Origin of the sequence: Paenirhizobium naphthalenivorans (assembly GCF_007992095.1) — a bacterium.
GTDB lineage: Bacteria > Pseudomonadota > Alphaproteobacteria > Rhizobiales > Rhizobiaceae > Allorhizobium > Allorhizobium naphthalenivorans.
Genome location: NZ_BJZP01000004.1, coordinates 268,809 through 281,312, shown reverse-complemented (window position 1 = coordinate 281,312; position 12,504 = coordinate 268,809). Strand labels below are relative to the sequence as shown.

Sequence of the window (12,504 nt, the reverse complement as noted above, 5' to 3'; positions counted from 1 at the left end):
CCCAGTTTCCCGAGCCTTCCCCAAATCCTCGCGCCAGCCACGCCCGCCAAAGCATCCGCCCCGGCCGCAGCTTTCCGACTATGCCATAAACCTACCAAACCACCGTGACGCAGTCAAGGACTATATTCCTATTTTGCCGAATTTATCCAACGCCTCTCACTGCGAGATCAGCGTCTTCTCCTTGCGCACCTTCAGCCCGATGGTGAGCCTGGCGCAGGCCGGCAGGGTTTCGCCTTCCAGCACGGCGACCACCGAGCGGCCGGACTTCGGGTCGCAGAAGAGTTCGACGACGCCGTCCGGCATGCACTGGATCACCCGCTCGCGACCGTCCGTCGTGCGGCGGACGATGAATTCCCGGCGGCGCTTGAAGTCGGGCGTGGTGTCGGAAAAGGCCTTCTCGCATTCGCTGAGCGATTTCGCCGCCTTCGCGTAGAAAGTCGGCTCGCCGGCCAAGGCCAGCGCGGGCGCGGCAAGAAGGCCGAGCAAGATCAGAAAAAGGCGGCGCATCGGCGTTCCTCCAAGGGATTCGTTGTTGACGAGTCTAGCGCGGCAAGGCGCGCCGCGAAACCGCCAAAACGGGGCAGACCACAGTCCCTTGCCACCGGTCGTCTCCCCCGGCGAAGGGGAGACGTGTCATGCACGAGGGCGAGCGCGGATTACGCCTCGGCCCCGCCGTACTGCTCCCAGGCGGCCATGGCATGGGCCGCATACATCAGCGACGGACCACCGCCCATATAGATCGCCATGCCGAGCGTTTCCTGGAATTCGGCGCGGGTGCAGCCGAGCTTGACGAGCGCCTCCGCATGGAAGCCGATGCAACCGTCACAGCGGGCCGAAATGGCGATGCCGAGCGCCACCAGCTCCTTGGTCTTCTTGTCGAGCGCAGCGTCCTTGGTGGCGGCCTGCGCCATGGCTGAAAAGCCGGCCATGACGTCGGGAATATCCCGGCGCAGCGTCTTGGAATGGGCGGAAATGTCCTTGGTGATATCGGGATAGAATTTGGCTGGCATGGTCGGCCTCTCGTCTGGAAAATAGAATGTTTGCTATTTATCGACGAAAAGGGGCCGCAGCCTTGCGCTAAATCAAATCCACGCCGTTTGCGAGAGGAAAAACAATCGGCCCATGGCGCTCTGCGGCTTTGCGTGAAAGGGCACGCGGTATCGCACCAGCCGCTGTCATCTCAGCAAAAAGGCGACCGGCGTTTCCGCCGGCCGCCCGCTTGCTGGAGAGTCTTGCACCGTCAGGCGCTTTTGCGCACCGGCGTATAGCCGGCCTCGCGTATCGCTTCCTCGGCTTTTTCCGCGTCGCCCGCGACTGTCACTTCGTGCGTCTTGAGGTCGATGGTGACCGCCGCACCCGGCAGCGCTTCGGCAAGCGCCTTGGTGATGGCCTTCTCGCAATGGCCACAGGTCATGTCCTCGACCTGAAACAGGTTTGTCACGCTCATGGCTTTTCCTTTCCTGGCGTTTCGCGTCTTCCCTTCATGCACCTTCCCACCACGGGAAGGTCAAGCGAAAAACGCGCCGCCCGCTCAGTTGCGGCCCGCCATCCGGCGGGTGGCCGGCGGCGGTTCCGCCGCCACCTTGCCGTCGGAAAGATCGGCCAGGATCGGACAGCTCGGCCGGTCGTCGCCATGGCAGCAATCGGACAGCTCCCGGAGTGTTTCCACCATGGCCTGCATGCCGGCGATCTTCTCTTCCAGTTCGGCGATATGGGCGAGCGCCAGCTTCTTCACCTCGGCGCTCGTCCGGTCCTTGTCAGCCCACAGCTTCAGCAGCTGCTCGGTTTCCTCGAGCGAGAAGCCAAGCGAGCGGGCGCGACGGACGAAGCGCAGGCGGTGCACCTCGTCCTCGCCGTAGACGCGATAATTGCTGGCGGTGCGGTGCGCAGGGGGCACCAGGCCGATTTGCTCGTAATAACGGATCATCTTCGACGAGACGCCCGAGGCTTGCGCTGCCTCTCCGATGTTCATGTCAATTAACCTCATCATCTGCCTCCGGCGCTTGCCGCGCCGAGATCGGTCACCCGCGCCGCCTTGAGCCTCAGCGCGTTGGTGAGCACGAAGACGCTCGAAAGGCCCATGGCGCCCGCGCCGACCATCGGCGAAAGCAATATGCCGAAATTCGGGTAGAGGATGCCCGCGGCCACCGGGATCAGCAAGACGTTGTAGCCAAATGCCCAAAAAAGGTTCTGGCCGATGTTGCGGATAACCGCGCGGCTGAGTTCGATCGCGTGGAGTGCGGCCGAAAGATCGCCGCCGACCAGCACGACATCGGCGCTTTCGATCGCCACGTCCGTGCCGGTGCCTATGGCGATGCCGGTATCGGCGGTGGCAAGCGCCGGAGCGTCGTTGATCCCGTCGCCGACGAAGGCGACCTTGCGGCCCTCGGCCTTGAGCCGGTTGATAACCTCGACCTTCCCCTCCGGCAGCACTTCGGCCACCACCTCGTCAATGCCGGTCGCCCGGCCGATCGCCTCGGCCGTCGCGCGGTTGTCGCCTGTCACCATGACCACCGAAAGCCCCAGCGCCCTCAAGGCCTTGATCGCCGCAACGCTCGTCTCCTTCAGCGGATCGGATACCGCAAGAGCGGCCGCGAGCCGTCCGTCGATCGCCACATAGAGCGGCGTCTTGCCCTCACCGGCCAGCCTGCTTGCCACCTCGGCGAAGGTCGACACATCAAGACCGAGTTTTTCCATATAGCGGTCGGCACCGGCCGCCACGCTGCGACCGTCCACCTTGCCGGCAATGCCGTATCCGGCCACTGCCTGCACGCCGTCGGCCGGCGGAACGACAAGACCCCGCGCCTGCGCACCCTTGACGATCGCCTCGCCGACCGGATGTTCCGACCGGGCCTCGAGGCCGGCCGCAAGTGCCAGAACATCAGCCTCGGCAAAGCCGTCGGCGACGGCAATGTCCGTCAGCTCCGGCCGGCCCTTGGTGATCGTGCCGGTCTTGTCCATGACGATCGTGTCGACGTCGCGCAGGGTCTGCAAAGCCTCGCCCTTGCGGAACAGCACGCCGAGTTCGGCCGCCCTGCCGGTGCCGACCATGATCGAGGTCGGCGTGGCAAGCCCCATGGCGCAGGGGCAGGCGATGATCAGCACGGCGACCGCATTGACCAGGCCGTAGGTATAGGCAGGCTCCGGCCCGAGAAAGAGCCAGATCACGAAGGTCACGGCGGCCGTCACCATGACCGCCGGCACGAACCAGGCCGTCACCTTGTCGACCATCATCTGGATCGGCAGTTTCGCCCCTTGCGCCTCGCCGACCATGCGGATGATCTGCGAGAGCATCATGTCGGCGCCGACCTTTTCCGCCTTGAAGCGGAACGAGCCCCGGCCGTTGATCGTACCGCCGATCACGGTCGCGCCCTCGCTCTTGTCGACCGGCAGCGGTTCGCCGGAAATCATCGCCTCGTCGACATGGGAAGCCCCGTCGATCACAATTCCGTCGACCGGAATGCGCTCGCCCGGACGGATCACCACGACATCTCCAACCACCACGTCGGCAGCCGCGATGTCGAGCGTGGCGCCGTCGCGCTCGACGCGTGCAGTCTTCGCCTGCAGGCCGGCGAGCTTCTTGATCGCCGCCCCGGTGCGCCCCTTGGCGCGCGCCTCCAGCAGGCGCCCGAGCAGGATCAGCGAGACGATCACCACCGCCGCCTCGTAATAGACATGGCGCGCCTCGTCCGGCAGGACGGCCGGGGCAAAGGTCGTCACCAGCGAATAGAGATAGGCCGCCCCCGTGCCGAGCGCGACCAGCGAATTCATGTCCGGCCCGCCGCGCAAAAGGGCCGGCACGCCCTTTAGGAAGAACCGCCGGCCGGGACCCGCCAGTACACCGGTCGCCAGGACGAACTGGATGTAGTTCAACAGGTTACCGGGAAAGAGACCCATCAGCAGATGATGCAGTGGCGGATAGAGATGGCTCCCCATCTCCATGATGAAGACCGGCAAGCTCAGCACCAGCGCGATCCAGAAGTCGCGCCGCAGGTTGATGATCTCGCGCTCCTTGGCCTCCTCATGGGCGTCGACCTCGCCGGCCTCCGCCTGGAGCTTCGCCTTGTAACCGGCCTTTTCGACCGCCTTGACCATGGCCGGCACCGCCGCCTTGCCGCCGAGCACCGTCACAACCGCCTTGGCGGTCGCCAGGTTGACCGAAGCCGTCTCGACCGCCGGCACGCTTTTCAACGCCTTTTCCACACGCGCGACGCAGGACGCGCAGGTCATCTCCTCAATGTCGAGCGTCACCGTCTCGGCCTTGGCCTCATAGCCGGCGTCATGCACCGCCTTCACCAACGCCTGTGCCGAAAACCCCGGCCCCGGCGTCACCGACAGCGTCTCGGTGGCGAAATTCACCGCGCTCGCCTCCACACCCGGCACCTTGGCCGCCGCCTTCTCCACCCGCTTGACGCAGGAGGCGCAGGTCATACCCTCGACCGGCAGAATGATCGGATGGAGCGTCGGATTGATCTTCAGCTGTTCGTTCATATCATCACCTCTCGGCTCGTGCCGGGCCTGGAGACACATATAGGTCAGACAGCCGCAAAGGCACGGAATCCCCTGTCATACTTCGCCTCACGACCAATCCGGCCCGGCGATCTGACCTCAAGATGCACCTTCCCATCATGGGAGGGTCAAGGGGTGGGGGAGGATTTTGTTTGGCGTTGGGGCGACCGAACCCCAGCGGCGTTTGCCACATGCCCCGTTCTTCTTACAGGCGTTCCGTAAAAGTGTTACATGTAACTCTCCACGAGAGAGCCGATCATGGCAGCCCCCGTCAACACGCGTGTTGAAAAGCGGCGTGAGGCATTGCGCGCCGCCGGACTCCGCCCGGTGCAGATCTGGGTGCCCGACACCCGCCGGCAGGGCTTTGCCGACGAATGCCGTCGGCAGGCGCTGGCGGTTGTCGTCGCCGATAGGAACGACCGTGACCTTCAAGACCTGCTCGACGCGGCACTAGCCGATATTGCCGAGGATGAAGAGTGAAACGCGGAGACGTCGTCACCGTCGCAATCTTCGGTGATTTCGGCAAGCCGCGCCCGGCCGTCGTCATCCAGGCCAGCGCCTTCGACGCAACCGGCACGGCCACGGTTCTGCTGGTGACCAGTACGCTAACCGATGCGCCGCTGCTGCGACCAACCATCCAGCCCGACGCCGAAAACGGCCTCAGCAAGCCCTCGCCAAGTCATGGTGGACAAGGCAATGTCGGTCCGGCGCGAGCGTGTCAGGCCACCACTCAGACGGCTCGACGACGATACGCTACTTTCCATCACACGGGCACTTGCCGTCTTTCTCGGGGTAGCCTGAGCCCTTCCCTCACCCTCTCGCGACCATGAAGCCCTCGAAATAGGCCGCAAGCGCATCATACGCATCGAGCGGCAGGACATGGGCGACATATTGGTCCGGGCGAACAACGACGACACAGCCGCTCTCCCGGTCGACGCCGCGCAGGTCGAAGATGTCGGGACCGTTCTTCAGGTCGGGGCAGAACATCTTCTCGTAGTCGATAAGGCCGTGGCGTCCCTTGGCGGGCCTGAGCAGATCCGGCATGGCGTCGAGCGACAGCGTGCGGTGGCCCTGCTGGAAGATCGCCCTGAGATCGATCAGCGCGTCGACGTCTGTGCCGGCCGGGGTGAAACGGCGCATCGGCGATTGCGGCGAACGCGCGAGGAAATCGCAAAGCGAGCGGATCGCCGAGGTCGGAGCGGCAGGATCCTCGCGCCCGGCGAAGGCATAGAGCCGAAAGCGGCCGTCAGCCTCTGCCACATGGCCGAGCTGGACAAGCTTGGCGTCGGCCAGGCGAACGACCGGGGCGGAATGGAAGCGCATACCGATGGTAAATCCCTCGGCCAGATGCTGGTGGGTCGGCTCGCCCTGGATGATCGACGGGCGGTAGCGCGTCGCGGTGCCGGCGGTGAAGCGGCCTTGCTTGACGAAATAACGCTGGAACTCCTGCGGATCGACAGCATCGGCGCCGGCGCCGGCAGCGCCCTTCGGCGGGGCGCTGAACATCTTGGCGAATTCGCGGTCGAAATCGATCAGCTCCTTGGCGATCGCCTGGCGTTCGGCCGAATAGGTGTCGAGCAACTCCGGCTGGCCGATGCCGCGCAGCACGGCGGCCAGCTTCCAGCCGAGATTGAACGTGTCCTGCATGGAAACGTTCATGCCCTGCCCGGCCTTGGGGCTGTGGGTATGGCAGGCGTCACCGGCGATGAAGACGCGTGGCTGCTGTTGGCCGGCGTGCCCGTCCGGCACGTCGTCGAACTTGTCGGTCAGCCGCTGGCCGATCTCATAGACCGACCACCAGGCTATCTCCTTCACGTCGAGCGTATAGGGATGGAGAATGCGCTTTGCCGCCGCCACCAGCTGGTCGGCGGTGATGGCGCGGTTCGACACCCGCTCGTCGGCCTTCAGCTTGTCGAGCTCGATGTAGAGCCTGACCAGATAGCCGCCCTCGCGCGGAATGATCAGTATATTGCCCTCATTGGCCGAGTGGATCGCCGCCTTGAGGCGGATGTCGGGGAAATCGGTGACCGCCAGAACGTCCATCACCCCCCAGGCCTGATTGGCGGAATCGCCCTTCAGCTCCCGCCCGATCGCCTTGCGCACCGCGCTGCGCGCGCCGTCGCAGCCGACGACATAGCGCGCCTTCACGGTCTCCACCTCGCCCTCATGGCCGCCGTCGAGGCGCTCGAGCCTGACCGTCACCGGATAGCCGGACGTGGCCGAGGGGTCGATCTCGAGATCCAACAGGCGGCGCGCATAGTCCGGCTCCAGCCGCTGCGGCGCGTTGCGCATCACGTCGAGGTAGAAGTCGTGCACGCGGGCCTGATTGAGGATCACATGCGGAAATTCGGAAAGGCCGTCCTCGGTGTCCTCGATCCGGCCATGGCGGACGATGGTCTTCAGCCCGGCATCGTCCGGCTTCCAGAAGGTGGTCTCATTGACGAAATAGGCTTCCCGCAACACACGGTCGGCAAAGCCGAAAGCATTGAACATTTCCATCGTCCGGCAAGCGATGCCGTCGGCCTGGCCGAGCGTCAGCGGGCGATCGCGCTGCTCAACGATGCGCGTGGTGATGCCGGGAAAGGCACACAGCTGGGCGGCCAATGTCAGGCCGGCCGGGCCGCTGCCGACGATCAGCACGTCGACCTCGCCGGAGGGCGTGACCGCGTGGCCGTCGTCCTTGCTGGATAAAAGCGGCTCGGCGATCGCCGGATCGCCGGTGCGGAACCCGTTCAAATGAAACTGCATGGCTTTTTTCCTCCACCCTCTTGTCCGATCGGCGCCAGCCGGCCACTTGGCCGCCCGCGCTCAACCATACCTCCGCCACCCTCCCGGTGGATCAGTCAATTTAGTTAGTATACTTCCTATATAGCTCTGTCAATCGGCAGGATCATTCCGGGGATCGGCTGACGGACAGGCCTCCGCAGCGGGGACGATATGTTCAAGCCCCCGGTCGCCAAGGGTACAGAGAACCATGGCAGACCGGCGCAAAAAAGCGACCGATCAGAATTCTCCCTCGCCCGCTACCAGCGCAGAAGGCGGCGACCGACGGCATAGCCGGCGGCAATGACCAGCAGGATTGCCAGAGTATACCAAGCGGCACCGAAAAGCGGGCTGTCGTCCGGGCAGTGCCAGGCATAGAGCGCAGCCCCGATCGCGCCGGCGGCAAGGCCGGCGGCGGCACCGGCTAGGCCGGGATTGTCCGGCGCGCCGTTGCGTAGCGCCGCGAGGAAGCCCGTAAGCGGCGCAAGCGACAGCAGAGGAATGAAGAACAGGCAGAAAGCGGCATTCTGGCCAATGAGCTTTGCCGCCCAGGCATCCTTCGGCACAACCACAAGCTCAACTCCGACGGCCACGACCATCAGCGCAAGCGGCAAGAGAAGCGTAAGCGCCCAAGGCCGCAGCGGCACACCCGGCCTGCCAATCCGCGAGACTAGGCCGACGGCCGCAATGGCAAGCACAAGCGTCATGCCGATTTTGAAGGCGACCCGCGCGGTCTCGATGGCGCTTTCGAGATCGTCGCGCAACCCGACTGTCGACAGCAGCAGCGCGGCCGACACCGCGACACCGGCGACGACGGCAAGCGCCAGCATCCGTCCGAGGCGCATGCGCACCGGCGCGTCTTGCGATAGCAGCCTGATCAGGTCGTCCGTCTTCACGTCTCACTCCGATAAAGGGCGGCGAGGGATTTCAACGCCCGATGCAGCGCCACCCGGACCGCACCTTCGCTCATCTTCAGTCGCTCCGCCGTCTCGCGCACCCCGGCCCCCTCGAGAGAAATGGAGCGGACGATGTCGCGCTGCGGATCTTTCAACCGCGCAAGCACGGTTTCCGCGTCCATCCGGTCGGTCGCATCGGTCCGCTCGGTGGCTTCGAGCGTCTCGATCACGTCCTCGATCGGCACGTTGACATGGCGACCCCGGCGCCTGAGGCTGTCGATCAGCTTGTGGCGCACGATGGTCGAGAGCCAGGGGCCGATCGGTCGCGCCGGGTCCCAGCTGCCGCGCTTCAGGTGGACCGCGAGCAACACCTCCTGCACAATGTCCTCGGCCTCGCCGGCCGGCGCGCCATACTGCTCACAGCGGCGTCTGGCCATGGCGCGCAGATGCGGCGTCACAGCGACGAGAAAGCGCTGATAGGCCTGCGCATCGCCATCGAGGGCGCTGCGCATCCATTCCGCCCATTCGCTCTCGCGCTCTGCCTGCCCCACATCAACCTCTACGTTGGCTCACACGTTTTTGTTACCGGCACATTCCATAGATCTTGTAACGTCAGCCAAACCTCGGAAATCGTTCTGGTTTTTCCGCCTGAAACCAGAACCGGCCCGCAGAGAGGCGGAGAAAACCGACAAACCTCGGCGTAACGTTTCCCCAGCCGCCCCCGTAGCTCCCAGTGTCCAGGCCAATTCCGGCTTGTCACTCCAAGGGAGAACTAACCATGAAAAACGGATTTGTCACTCTGGCGCTTGCCGGCTCGCTCGCAACCGCCCTCGCCTCCATCGCCGTCCCCGCCGCCGCCCAGGATGCCGGCAAGGAAAAGTGCTACGGCATCGCCATGAAGGGCCAGAACGATTGCGCCGCCGGCGCCCATGATTGCGCCGGCCATTCGACGATGGACTACGACAAGCAGTCCTTCAAGCTCGTTCCCACCGGCACCTGCGCGACGATGATGGCACCGGATGGCAGCCACGGCTCGCTGACCCCGGCCTGATCGTCACAATATCCGCCATCATCGCAAAAGGACAAGACATGACCAAAACAACCTACACACTCGCCGCCTCGCTCGCCGCAGCACTCACCCTTGCCGCCGCCCTGCCCGGCGCCGCCTCCGCCGAGGATGCGACCAAGGAGAAATGCTACGGCGTGGCGCTCAAGGGGCAGAACGACTGCGCCGCCGGTCCCGGCACCACCTGCGCCGGAACCTCGAAGATCGACTATCAGAAGAACGCCTGGAAGCTCGTGCCCGCCGGCAGCTGTATGACGATGATGACGCCCGACGGCGGTCACGGCACGCTGGAGCAGGGTCCCGCACCGGTCTGAGCCAGCCTTGAACCAAAAGCTGCGGCGCGGGTCTTCCGCGCCGCGCCCTCCCCCTGTCCAATCGGAGAAAGCCCAATGAAACCGTCCAAGCTTCCGTCCCGCGCCGGCGTCGGCTTCAAGCCCGAGCATTTCGCCGCGATCGACGCTTGCCCCCAGCCGCTCGGCTTCTTCGAGGTTCATGCGGAAAACTACATGGGCGCCGGTGGCCCGCCGCATGCGAAGCTTGCGCGGCTCAGGCAGGACTATGCGCTCTCGATCCATGGCGTCGGCCTGTCGATCGGCACGATGCAGCCGCTCGACCGCGACCACCTTGCCCGCCTGAAAACCCTCTGCGACCGCTACGAGCCGGAGAGCTTTTCCGAACATCTCGCCTGGTCGAGCCATGGCGAGGTCTTCCTCAACGACCTCCTGCCTCTGCCCTATACCGAAGCGACGCTGGCGCGTGTCGCCGAGCATATCGATAGGGTTCAGGACGTCTTGCAAAGGCAGATGCTGCTGGAAAACCCGGCGACCTATCTCACCTTCGCGGAAAGCACGATCGAGGAGACCGAATTCCTCGGCGAACTGGCGCGCCGGACCGGCTGCGGCCTGCTGCTCGACGTCAATAATGTCTTCGTCGCCGCGACCAACCACAATCTCGACCCGCGCGCCTATCTCGCCCGTTTCCCGCTCGCCGATGTGCGCGAAATCCACCTGAGCGGCCATTCGGAAACGGTCGACGATACCGGCGAAACCCTTTTGATCGACAGCCACGACACGCCGGTCAAGGACCCTGTCTGGGCGCTCTACGAGGATGTGCTCACCCGCACAGGTCCGGTCGCCACCCTGATCGAATGGGACAACGACGTGCCGGACTGGCCGGTGCTGCTCGACGAGGCGCGAGCGGCGGAAACGCTGCTGGTCGCCTGTGCCCGCAGCCGGGCGGCGTGAGCCGATCATGACAACCGTTCCGCAGTCCGATTTCGCCGCCGCCCTTGCCGACCTCTCCCGGCCCGTGCCGGAGGGGCTTGCCGCCTGGACCGGCCGCCGTCCCGAGCGCCGCTTCGGCGTTTATCGCAACAATGTCCGCGTCGGACTGACCGGCGCACTCGCCGCGCGCTTTCCGGCGACGGAAGCGATCGTCGGCCATGAGTTCTTCACCGCCATGGCGCAGGCCTTCATCACGCTCCACCCGCCGCGCTCGCCGCTTTTGCTGACCTACGGCGACGATTTCGCCGATTTCGTCGCAGACTTCGAGCCGGCGGCCGGACTTGCCTATCTGCCAGACGTCTTAAGGCTGGAGGCGGCGCGCAGCCATGCCTATCACGCAACCGATGCCGAACCGCTCGACGCCGCCGATCTCGCCCAGATTCCACCCGAGCGACTGGCGGATCTGGTGCTTGAACCGCATCCGTCGCTGGCCGTCCTGCGCTCGCCCCATCCGGTCGCCACCATCTGGGCGATGAATGCCGGCGAGATCCCGCTTGCGTCGATCTCTCCATGGGTCGGCGAGGATGCGGTTGTCGTGCGCCCGCGCATGACGGTGGAGGTCCATCGCCTGCCGCCGGGCGGCGCGACCTTCTTCGAGACGCTCGCGGGCGGGCAAACGCTTGCCGCAGCGGCGGAACGCGCCCACGCGGAAACGCCGGGCTTCGACCTTTCCGCCAGTCTCGCCGGCCTCATCACCACCGGCGCCTTTATCCAGCTCGCATTCAGGGAGGAAACATGATGTCCCACGATCTCGCTCAAAAAACCGCGCTGACACCTGCGGCACAACACCCGACGCTGCATCGGATCGGCGACACCATCGCCCTTGCCGAGCGCATACCGCACGATCTGATCGCGCTCATCGCGCGTCTGTCGATCGCCGGCGTGTTCTGGCAGTCGGGCCAGACCAAACTCGATGGCTGGCGGGTCTCGGACAGCGCGATTTACCTGTTCGAGAACGAATACCGCCTGCCTTTCATTTCACCCTGGCTCGGCGCCCATCTGGCGGCTTTCGCCGAACATTTCTTTCCCATGCTGCTGGTGGTCGGCCTTGCCAGCCGGCTTTCCGCGCTCGCCCTTTTGATGATGACGCTGGTGATTCAGATCTTCGTCTATCCCGGTGCCTGGCCGACCCATGGCACCTGGGCCGCATGCCTGCTCCTTATCCTCGCCCGCGGACCGGGCCGCGCCTCGCTCGACCACTGGCTCGCCGGCGTATTTGGCCGACGTTGAGGGATGGTGGAGACCACCACGGAGGAATGTTGGCCAACTCAAGCCGCACAGGGCCAAACCGCCGAAAGCCCTGGCGCGCTGACCACGGTTCACTCTGGCCCGTTCACTCTGGAATAAGGGCGCCGACGATGCGGTCCATCGGATCTGCGCTTGCGGCGAGTCCGGTTTTCACTCCGGCGCGGTCCGCTTCCGGGCGGTTCTGACTGAGCTTCTTCTTGCCGATGACCGCCGTGATCGGTATGCGCAGGCCGACGATGCCGCGAAGGTGGGCGGCGATGAAGGCTTCCGGTGCGTCGGACACCGCCCAGGGCGCCGCTCGCTGCCCCTCGTGCCGCTCTGTCAGGCGGGTGACGCAATCGCGCAGGCGGGTGGGATCATCGAAGAATTCGACCGGGCCGCGCGCCTCGACGGCGACATAGTTCCATGTCGGCACGACCTTGCCGTGCTCGGCTTTGGCGGCATACCAGGACGGCGACACATAGGCATCCGGCCCGGAAAAGAGAGCAAGGCTGTCGCCGATCGTGGGCACCTGCCATTGCGGATTGGCGCGGGCCATATGACCATAGAGCGTGCCGTGCGGCCCCTCGTGCTCATCGAAGATCATCGGCAAAGGTGTGACAAGCGGCCCCTGGTCGGTGGCGGTGACAAAGGTGGCGAGCCGGCAGGCGTGCACGATGGCACGGATCTCCTCGGCATCGGAGACGGAGAAGGCGGGCGGGCTGTACATGGCTTGTCTCTCTTGCGAAGAAGCGAAGGA

15 protein-coding genes and 1 pseudogene are annotated in these 12,504 nt (G+C 65.0%); 7 read left to right on the top strand and 9 right to left on the bottom strand.

What is annotated here, in order from left to right:
• Nucleotides 1-156: 156 nt before the first annotated feature.
• The 5 genes from RNA01_RS06505 to RNA01_RS06485 form a co-directional block, all read right to left on the bottom strand.
• Complete coding sequence (locus tag RNA01_RS06505) at nucleotides 157-507, bottom strand: hypothetical protein (protein ID WP_147179135.1); 351 nt, start codon at nucleotides 505-507, stop codon at nucleotides 157-159.
• Nucleotides 508-656: 149 nt separating this feature from the next.
• Nucleotides 657-1,010, bottom strand: a complete 354-nt coding sequence (locus RNA01_RS06500) for a carboxymuconolactone decarboxylase family protein (RefSeq protein WP_147179134.1) — start codon at nucleotides 1,008-1,010, stop codon at nucleotides 657-659.
• Between the two features lie 230 nt (nucleotides 1,011-1,240).
• A complete protein-coding gene (locus RNA01_RS06495) occupies nucleotides 1,241-1,447 on the bottom strand; it encodes a heavy-metal-associated domain-containing protein (RefSeq protein WP_147179133.1) in 207 nt (68 codons plus the stop codon).
• An 84-nt stretch (nucleotides 1,448-1,531) separates the two neighbouring features.
• Entirely contained in the window at nucleotides 1,532-1,972 is a 441-nt protein-coding gene (cueR, locus tag RNA01_RS06490) for a Cu(I)-responsive transcriptional regulator (RefSeq protein WP_147179163.1), read from the bottom strand.
• Nucleotides 1,973-1,986: 14 nt separating this feature from the next.
• Nucleotides 1,987-4,491, bottom strand: a complete 2,505-nt coding sequence (locus RNA01_RS06485; RefSeq protein ID WP_170253378.1) for a heavy metal translocating P-type ATPase — start codon at nucleotides 4,489-4,491, stop codon at nucleotides 1,987-1,989.
• A gap of 276 nt (nucleotides 4,492-4,767) precedes the next feature.
• On the opposite strand from RNA01_RS06485, the gene RNA01_RS06480 reads away from it, so the two are divergent.
• Nucleotides 4,768-4,989 carry an antitoxin MazE family protein gene (locus RNA01_RS06480; protein ID WP_147179132.1) on the top strand — a complete coding sequence of 74 codons (222 nt, stop codon included), beginning with the start codon at nucleotides 4,768-4,770 and terminating at the stop codon, nucleotides 4,987-4,989.
• Nucleotides 4,986-5,310 (top strand): annotated as a pseudogene (locus RNA01_RS06475) (type II toxin-antitoxin system PemK/MazF family toxin). The gene RNA01_RS06480 and the pseudogene RNA01_RS06475 overlap by 4 nt, the downstream one beginning before the upstream one ends.
• A gap of 9 nt (nucleotides 5,311-5,319) precedes the next feature.
• Here RNA01_RS06475 and RNA01_RS06470 read toward each other — a convergent pair.
• The 3 genes from RNA01_RS06470 to RNA01_RS06460 all read right to left on the bottom strand — a co-directional run bounded on the left by RNA01_RS06470 (nucleotide 5,320) and on the right by RNA01_RS06460 (nucleotide 8,680).
• Nucleotides 5,320-7,257 (bottom strand): FAD-binding monooxygenase, encoded by a 1,938-nt coding sequence (locus RNA01_RS06470; protein WP_147179131.1) that lies wholly within the window; start codon nucleotides 7,255-7,257, stop codon nucleotides 5,320-5,322.
• A gap of 275 nt (nucleotides 7,258-7,532) precedes the next feature.
• The gene (locus RNA01_RS06465) at nucleotides 7,533-8,168 is read right to left on the bottom strand and encodes an NrsF family protein (RefSeq protein ID WP_147179130.1); all 636 of its coding nucleotides are present in this window, start codon (nucleotides 8,166-8,168) and stop codon (nucleotides 7,533-7,535) included.
• A complete protein-coding gene (locus RNA01_RS06460) occupies nucleotides 8,165-8,680 on the bottom strand; it encodes a sigma-70 family RNA polymerase sigma factor (RefSeq protein WP_371864052.1) in 516 nt (171 codons plus the stop codon). Before RNA01_RS06460 ends, RNA01_RS06465 begins: the two co-directional genes overlap by 4 nt.
• A 266-nt stretch (nucleotides 8,681-8,946) precedes the next feature.
• Here RNA01_RS06460 and RNA01_RS06455 point away from each other — a divergent pair, with 266 nt between their 5' ends.
• From RNA01_RS06455 to RNA01_RS06435, 5 genes are all read left to right on the top strand, one after another.
• Entirely contained in the window at nucleotides 8,947-9,219 is a 273-nt protein-coding gene (locus RNA01_RS06455; RefSeq protein ID WP_147179128.1) for a BufA1 family periplasmic bufferin-type metallophore, read from the top strand.
• A gap of 38 nt (nucleotides 9,220-9,257) precedes the next feature.
• Nucleotides 9,258-9,548, top strand: a complete 291-nt coding sequence (locus tag RNA01_RS06450; protein WP_147179127.1) for a BufA1 family periplasmic bufferin-type metallophore — start codon at nucleotides 9,258-9,260, stop codon at nucleotides 9,546-9,548.
• A 75-nt stretch (nucleotides 9,549-9,623) separates the two neighbouring features.
• Entirely contained in the window at nucleotides 9,624-10,478 is an 855-nt protein-coding gene (gene bufB / locus RNA01_RS06445; RefSeq protein ID WP_147179126.1) for an MNIO family bufferin maturase, read from the top strand.
• 7 nt (nucleotides 10,479-10,485) lie between these two features.
• Nucleotides 10,486-11,256 carry an HvfC/BufC N-terminal domain-containing protein gene (locus RNA01_RS06440; RefSeq protein WP_147179125.1) on the top strand — a complete coding sequence of 257 codons (771 nt, stop codon included), beginning with the start codon at nucleotides 10,486-10,488 and terminating at the stop codon, nucleotides 11,254-11,256.
• Nucleotides 11,256-11,747: a DoxX family protein gene (locus RNA01_RS06435; protein ID WP_147179161.1), complete on the top strand. Its 492-nt coding sequence runs from the start codon at nucleotides 11,256-11,258 to the stop codon at nucleotides 11,745-11,747. The genes RNA01_RS06440 and RNA01_RS06435 overlap by 1 nt, the downstream gene beginning before the upstream one ends.
• 103 nt (nucleotides 11,748-11,850) lie before the next feature.
• Here RNA01_RS06435 and RNA01_RS06430 read toward each other — a convergent pair whose 3' ends face one another.
• Complete coding sequence (locus RNA01_RS06430; protein ID WP_147179124.1) at nucleotides 11,851-12,474, bottom strand: FMN-binding negative transcriptional regulator; 624 nt, start codon at nucleotides 12,472-12,474, stop codon at nucleotides 11,851-11,853.
• Nucleotides 12,475-12,504: the final 30 nt, after the last annotated feature.

Coding starts and splice junctions, on each gene's coding strand:
- RNA01_RS06505 (WP_147179135.1), bottom strand. CDS start 507: ATGCGCCGCCTTTTTCTGATCTTGCTCGGCCTTCTTGCCGCGCCCGCG.
- RNA01_RS06500 (WP_147179134.1), bottom strand. CDS start 1,010: ATGCCAGCCAAATTCTATCCCGATATCACCAAGGACATTTCCGCCCAT.
- RNA01_RS06495 (WP_147179133.1), bottom strand. CDS start 1,447: ATGAGCGTGACAAACCTGTTTCAGGTCGAGGACATGACCTGTGGCCAT.
- cueR (WP_147179163.1), bottom strand. CDS start 1,972: ATGAACATCGGAGAGGCAGCGCAAGCCTCGGGCGTCTCGTCGAAGATG.
- RNA01_RS06485 (WP_170253378.1), bottom strand. CDS start 4,491: ATGAACGAACAGCTGAAGATCAATCCGACGCTCCATCCGATCATTCTG.
- RNA01_RS06480 (WP_147179132.1), top strand. CDS start 4,768: ATGGCAGCCCCCGTCAACACGCGTGTTGAAAAGCGGCGTGAGGCATTG.
- RNA01_RS06470 (WP_147179131.1), bottom strand. CDS start 7,257: ATGCAGTTTCATTTGAACGGGTTCCGCACCGGCGATCCGGCGATCGCC.
- RNA01_RS06460 (WP_371864052.1), bottom strand. CDS start 8,680: ATGCGCAGCGCCCTCGATGGCGATGCGCAGGCCTATCAGCGCTTTCTC.
- RNA01_RS06455 (WP_147179128.1), top strand. CDS start 8,947: ATGAAAAACGGATTTGTCACTCTGGCGCTTGCCGGCTCGCTCGCAACC.
- RNA01_RS06450 (WP_147179127.1), top strand. CDS start 9,258: ATGACCAAAACAACCTACACACTCGCCGCCTCGCTCGCCGCAGCACTC.
- bufB (WP_147179126.1), top strand. CDS start 9,624: ATGAAACCGTCCAAGCTTCCGTCCCGCGCCGGCGTCGGCTTCAAGCCC.
- RNA01_RS06440 (WP_147179125.1), top strand. CDS start 10,486: ATGACAACCGTTCCGCAGTCCGATTTCGCCGCCGCCCTTGCCGACCTC.
- RNA01_RS06435 (WP_147179161.1), top strand. CDS start 11,256: ATGTCCCACGATCTCGCTCAAAAAACCGCGCTGACACCTGCGGCACAA.
- RNA01_RS06430 (WP_147179124.1), bottom strand. CDS start 12,474: ATGTACAGCCCGCCCGCCTTCTCCGTCTCCGATGCCGAGGAGATCCGT.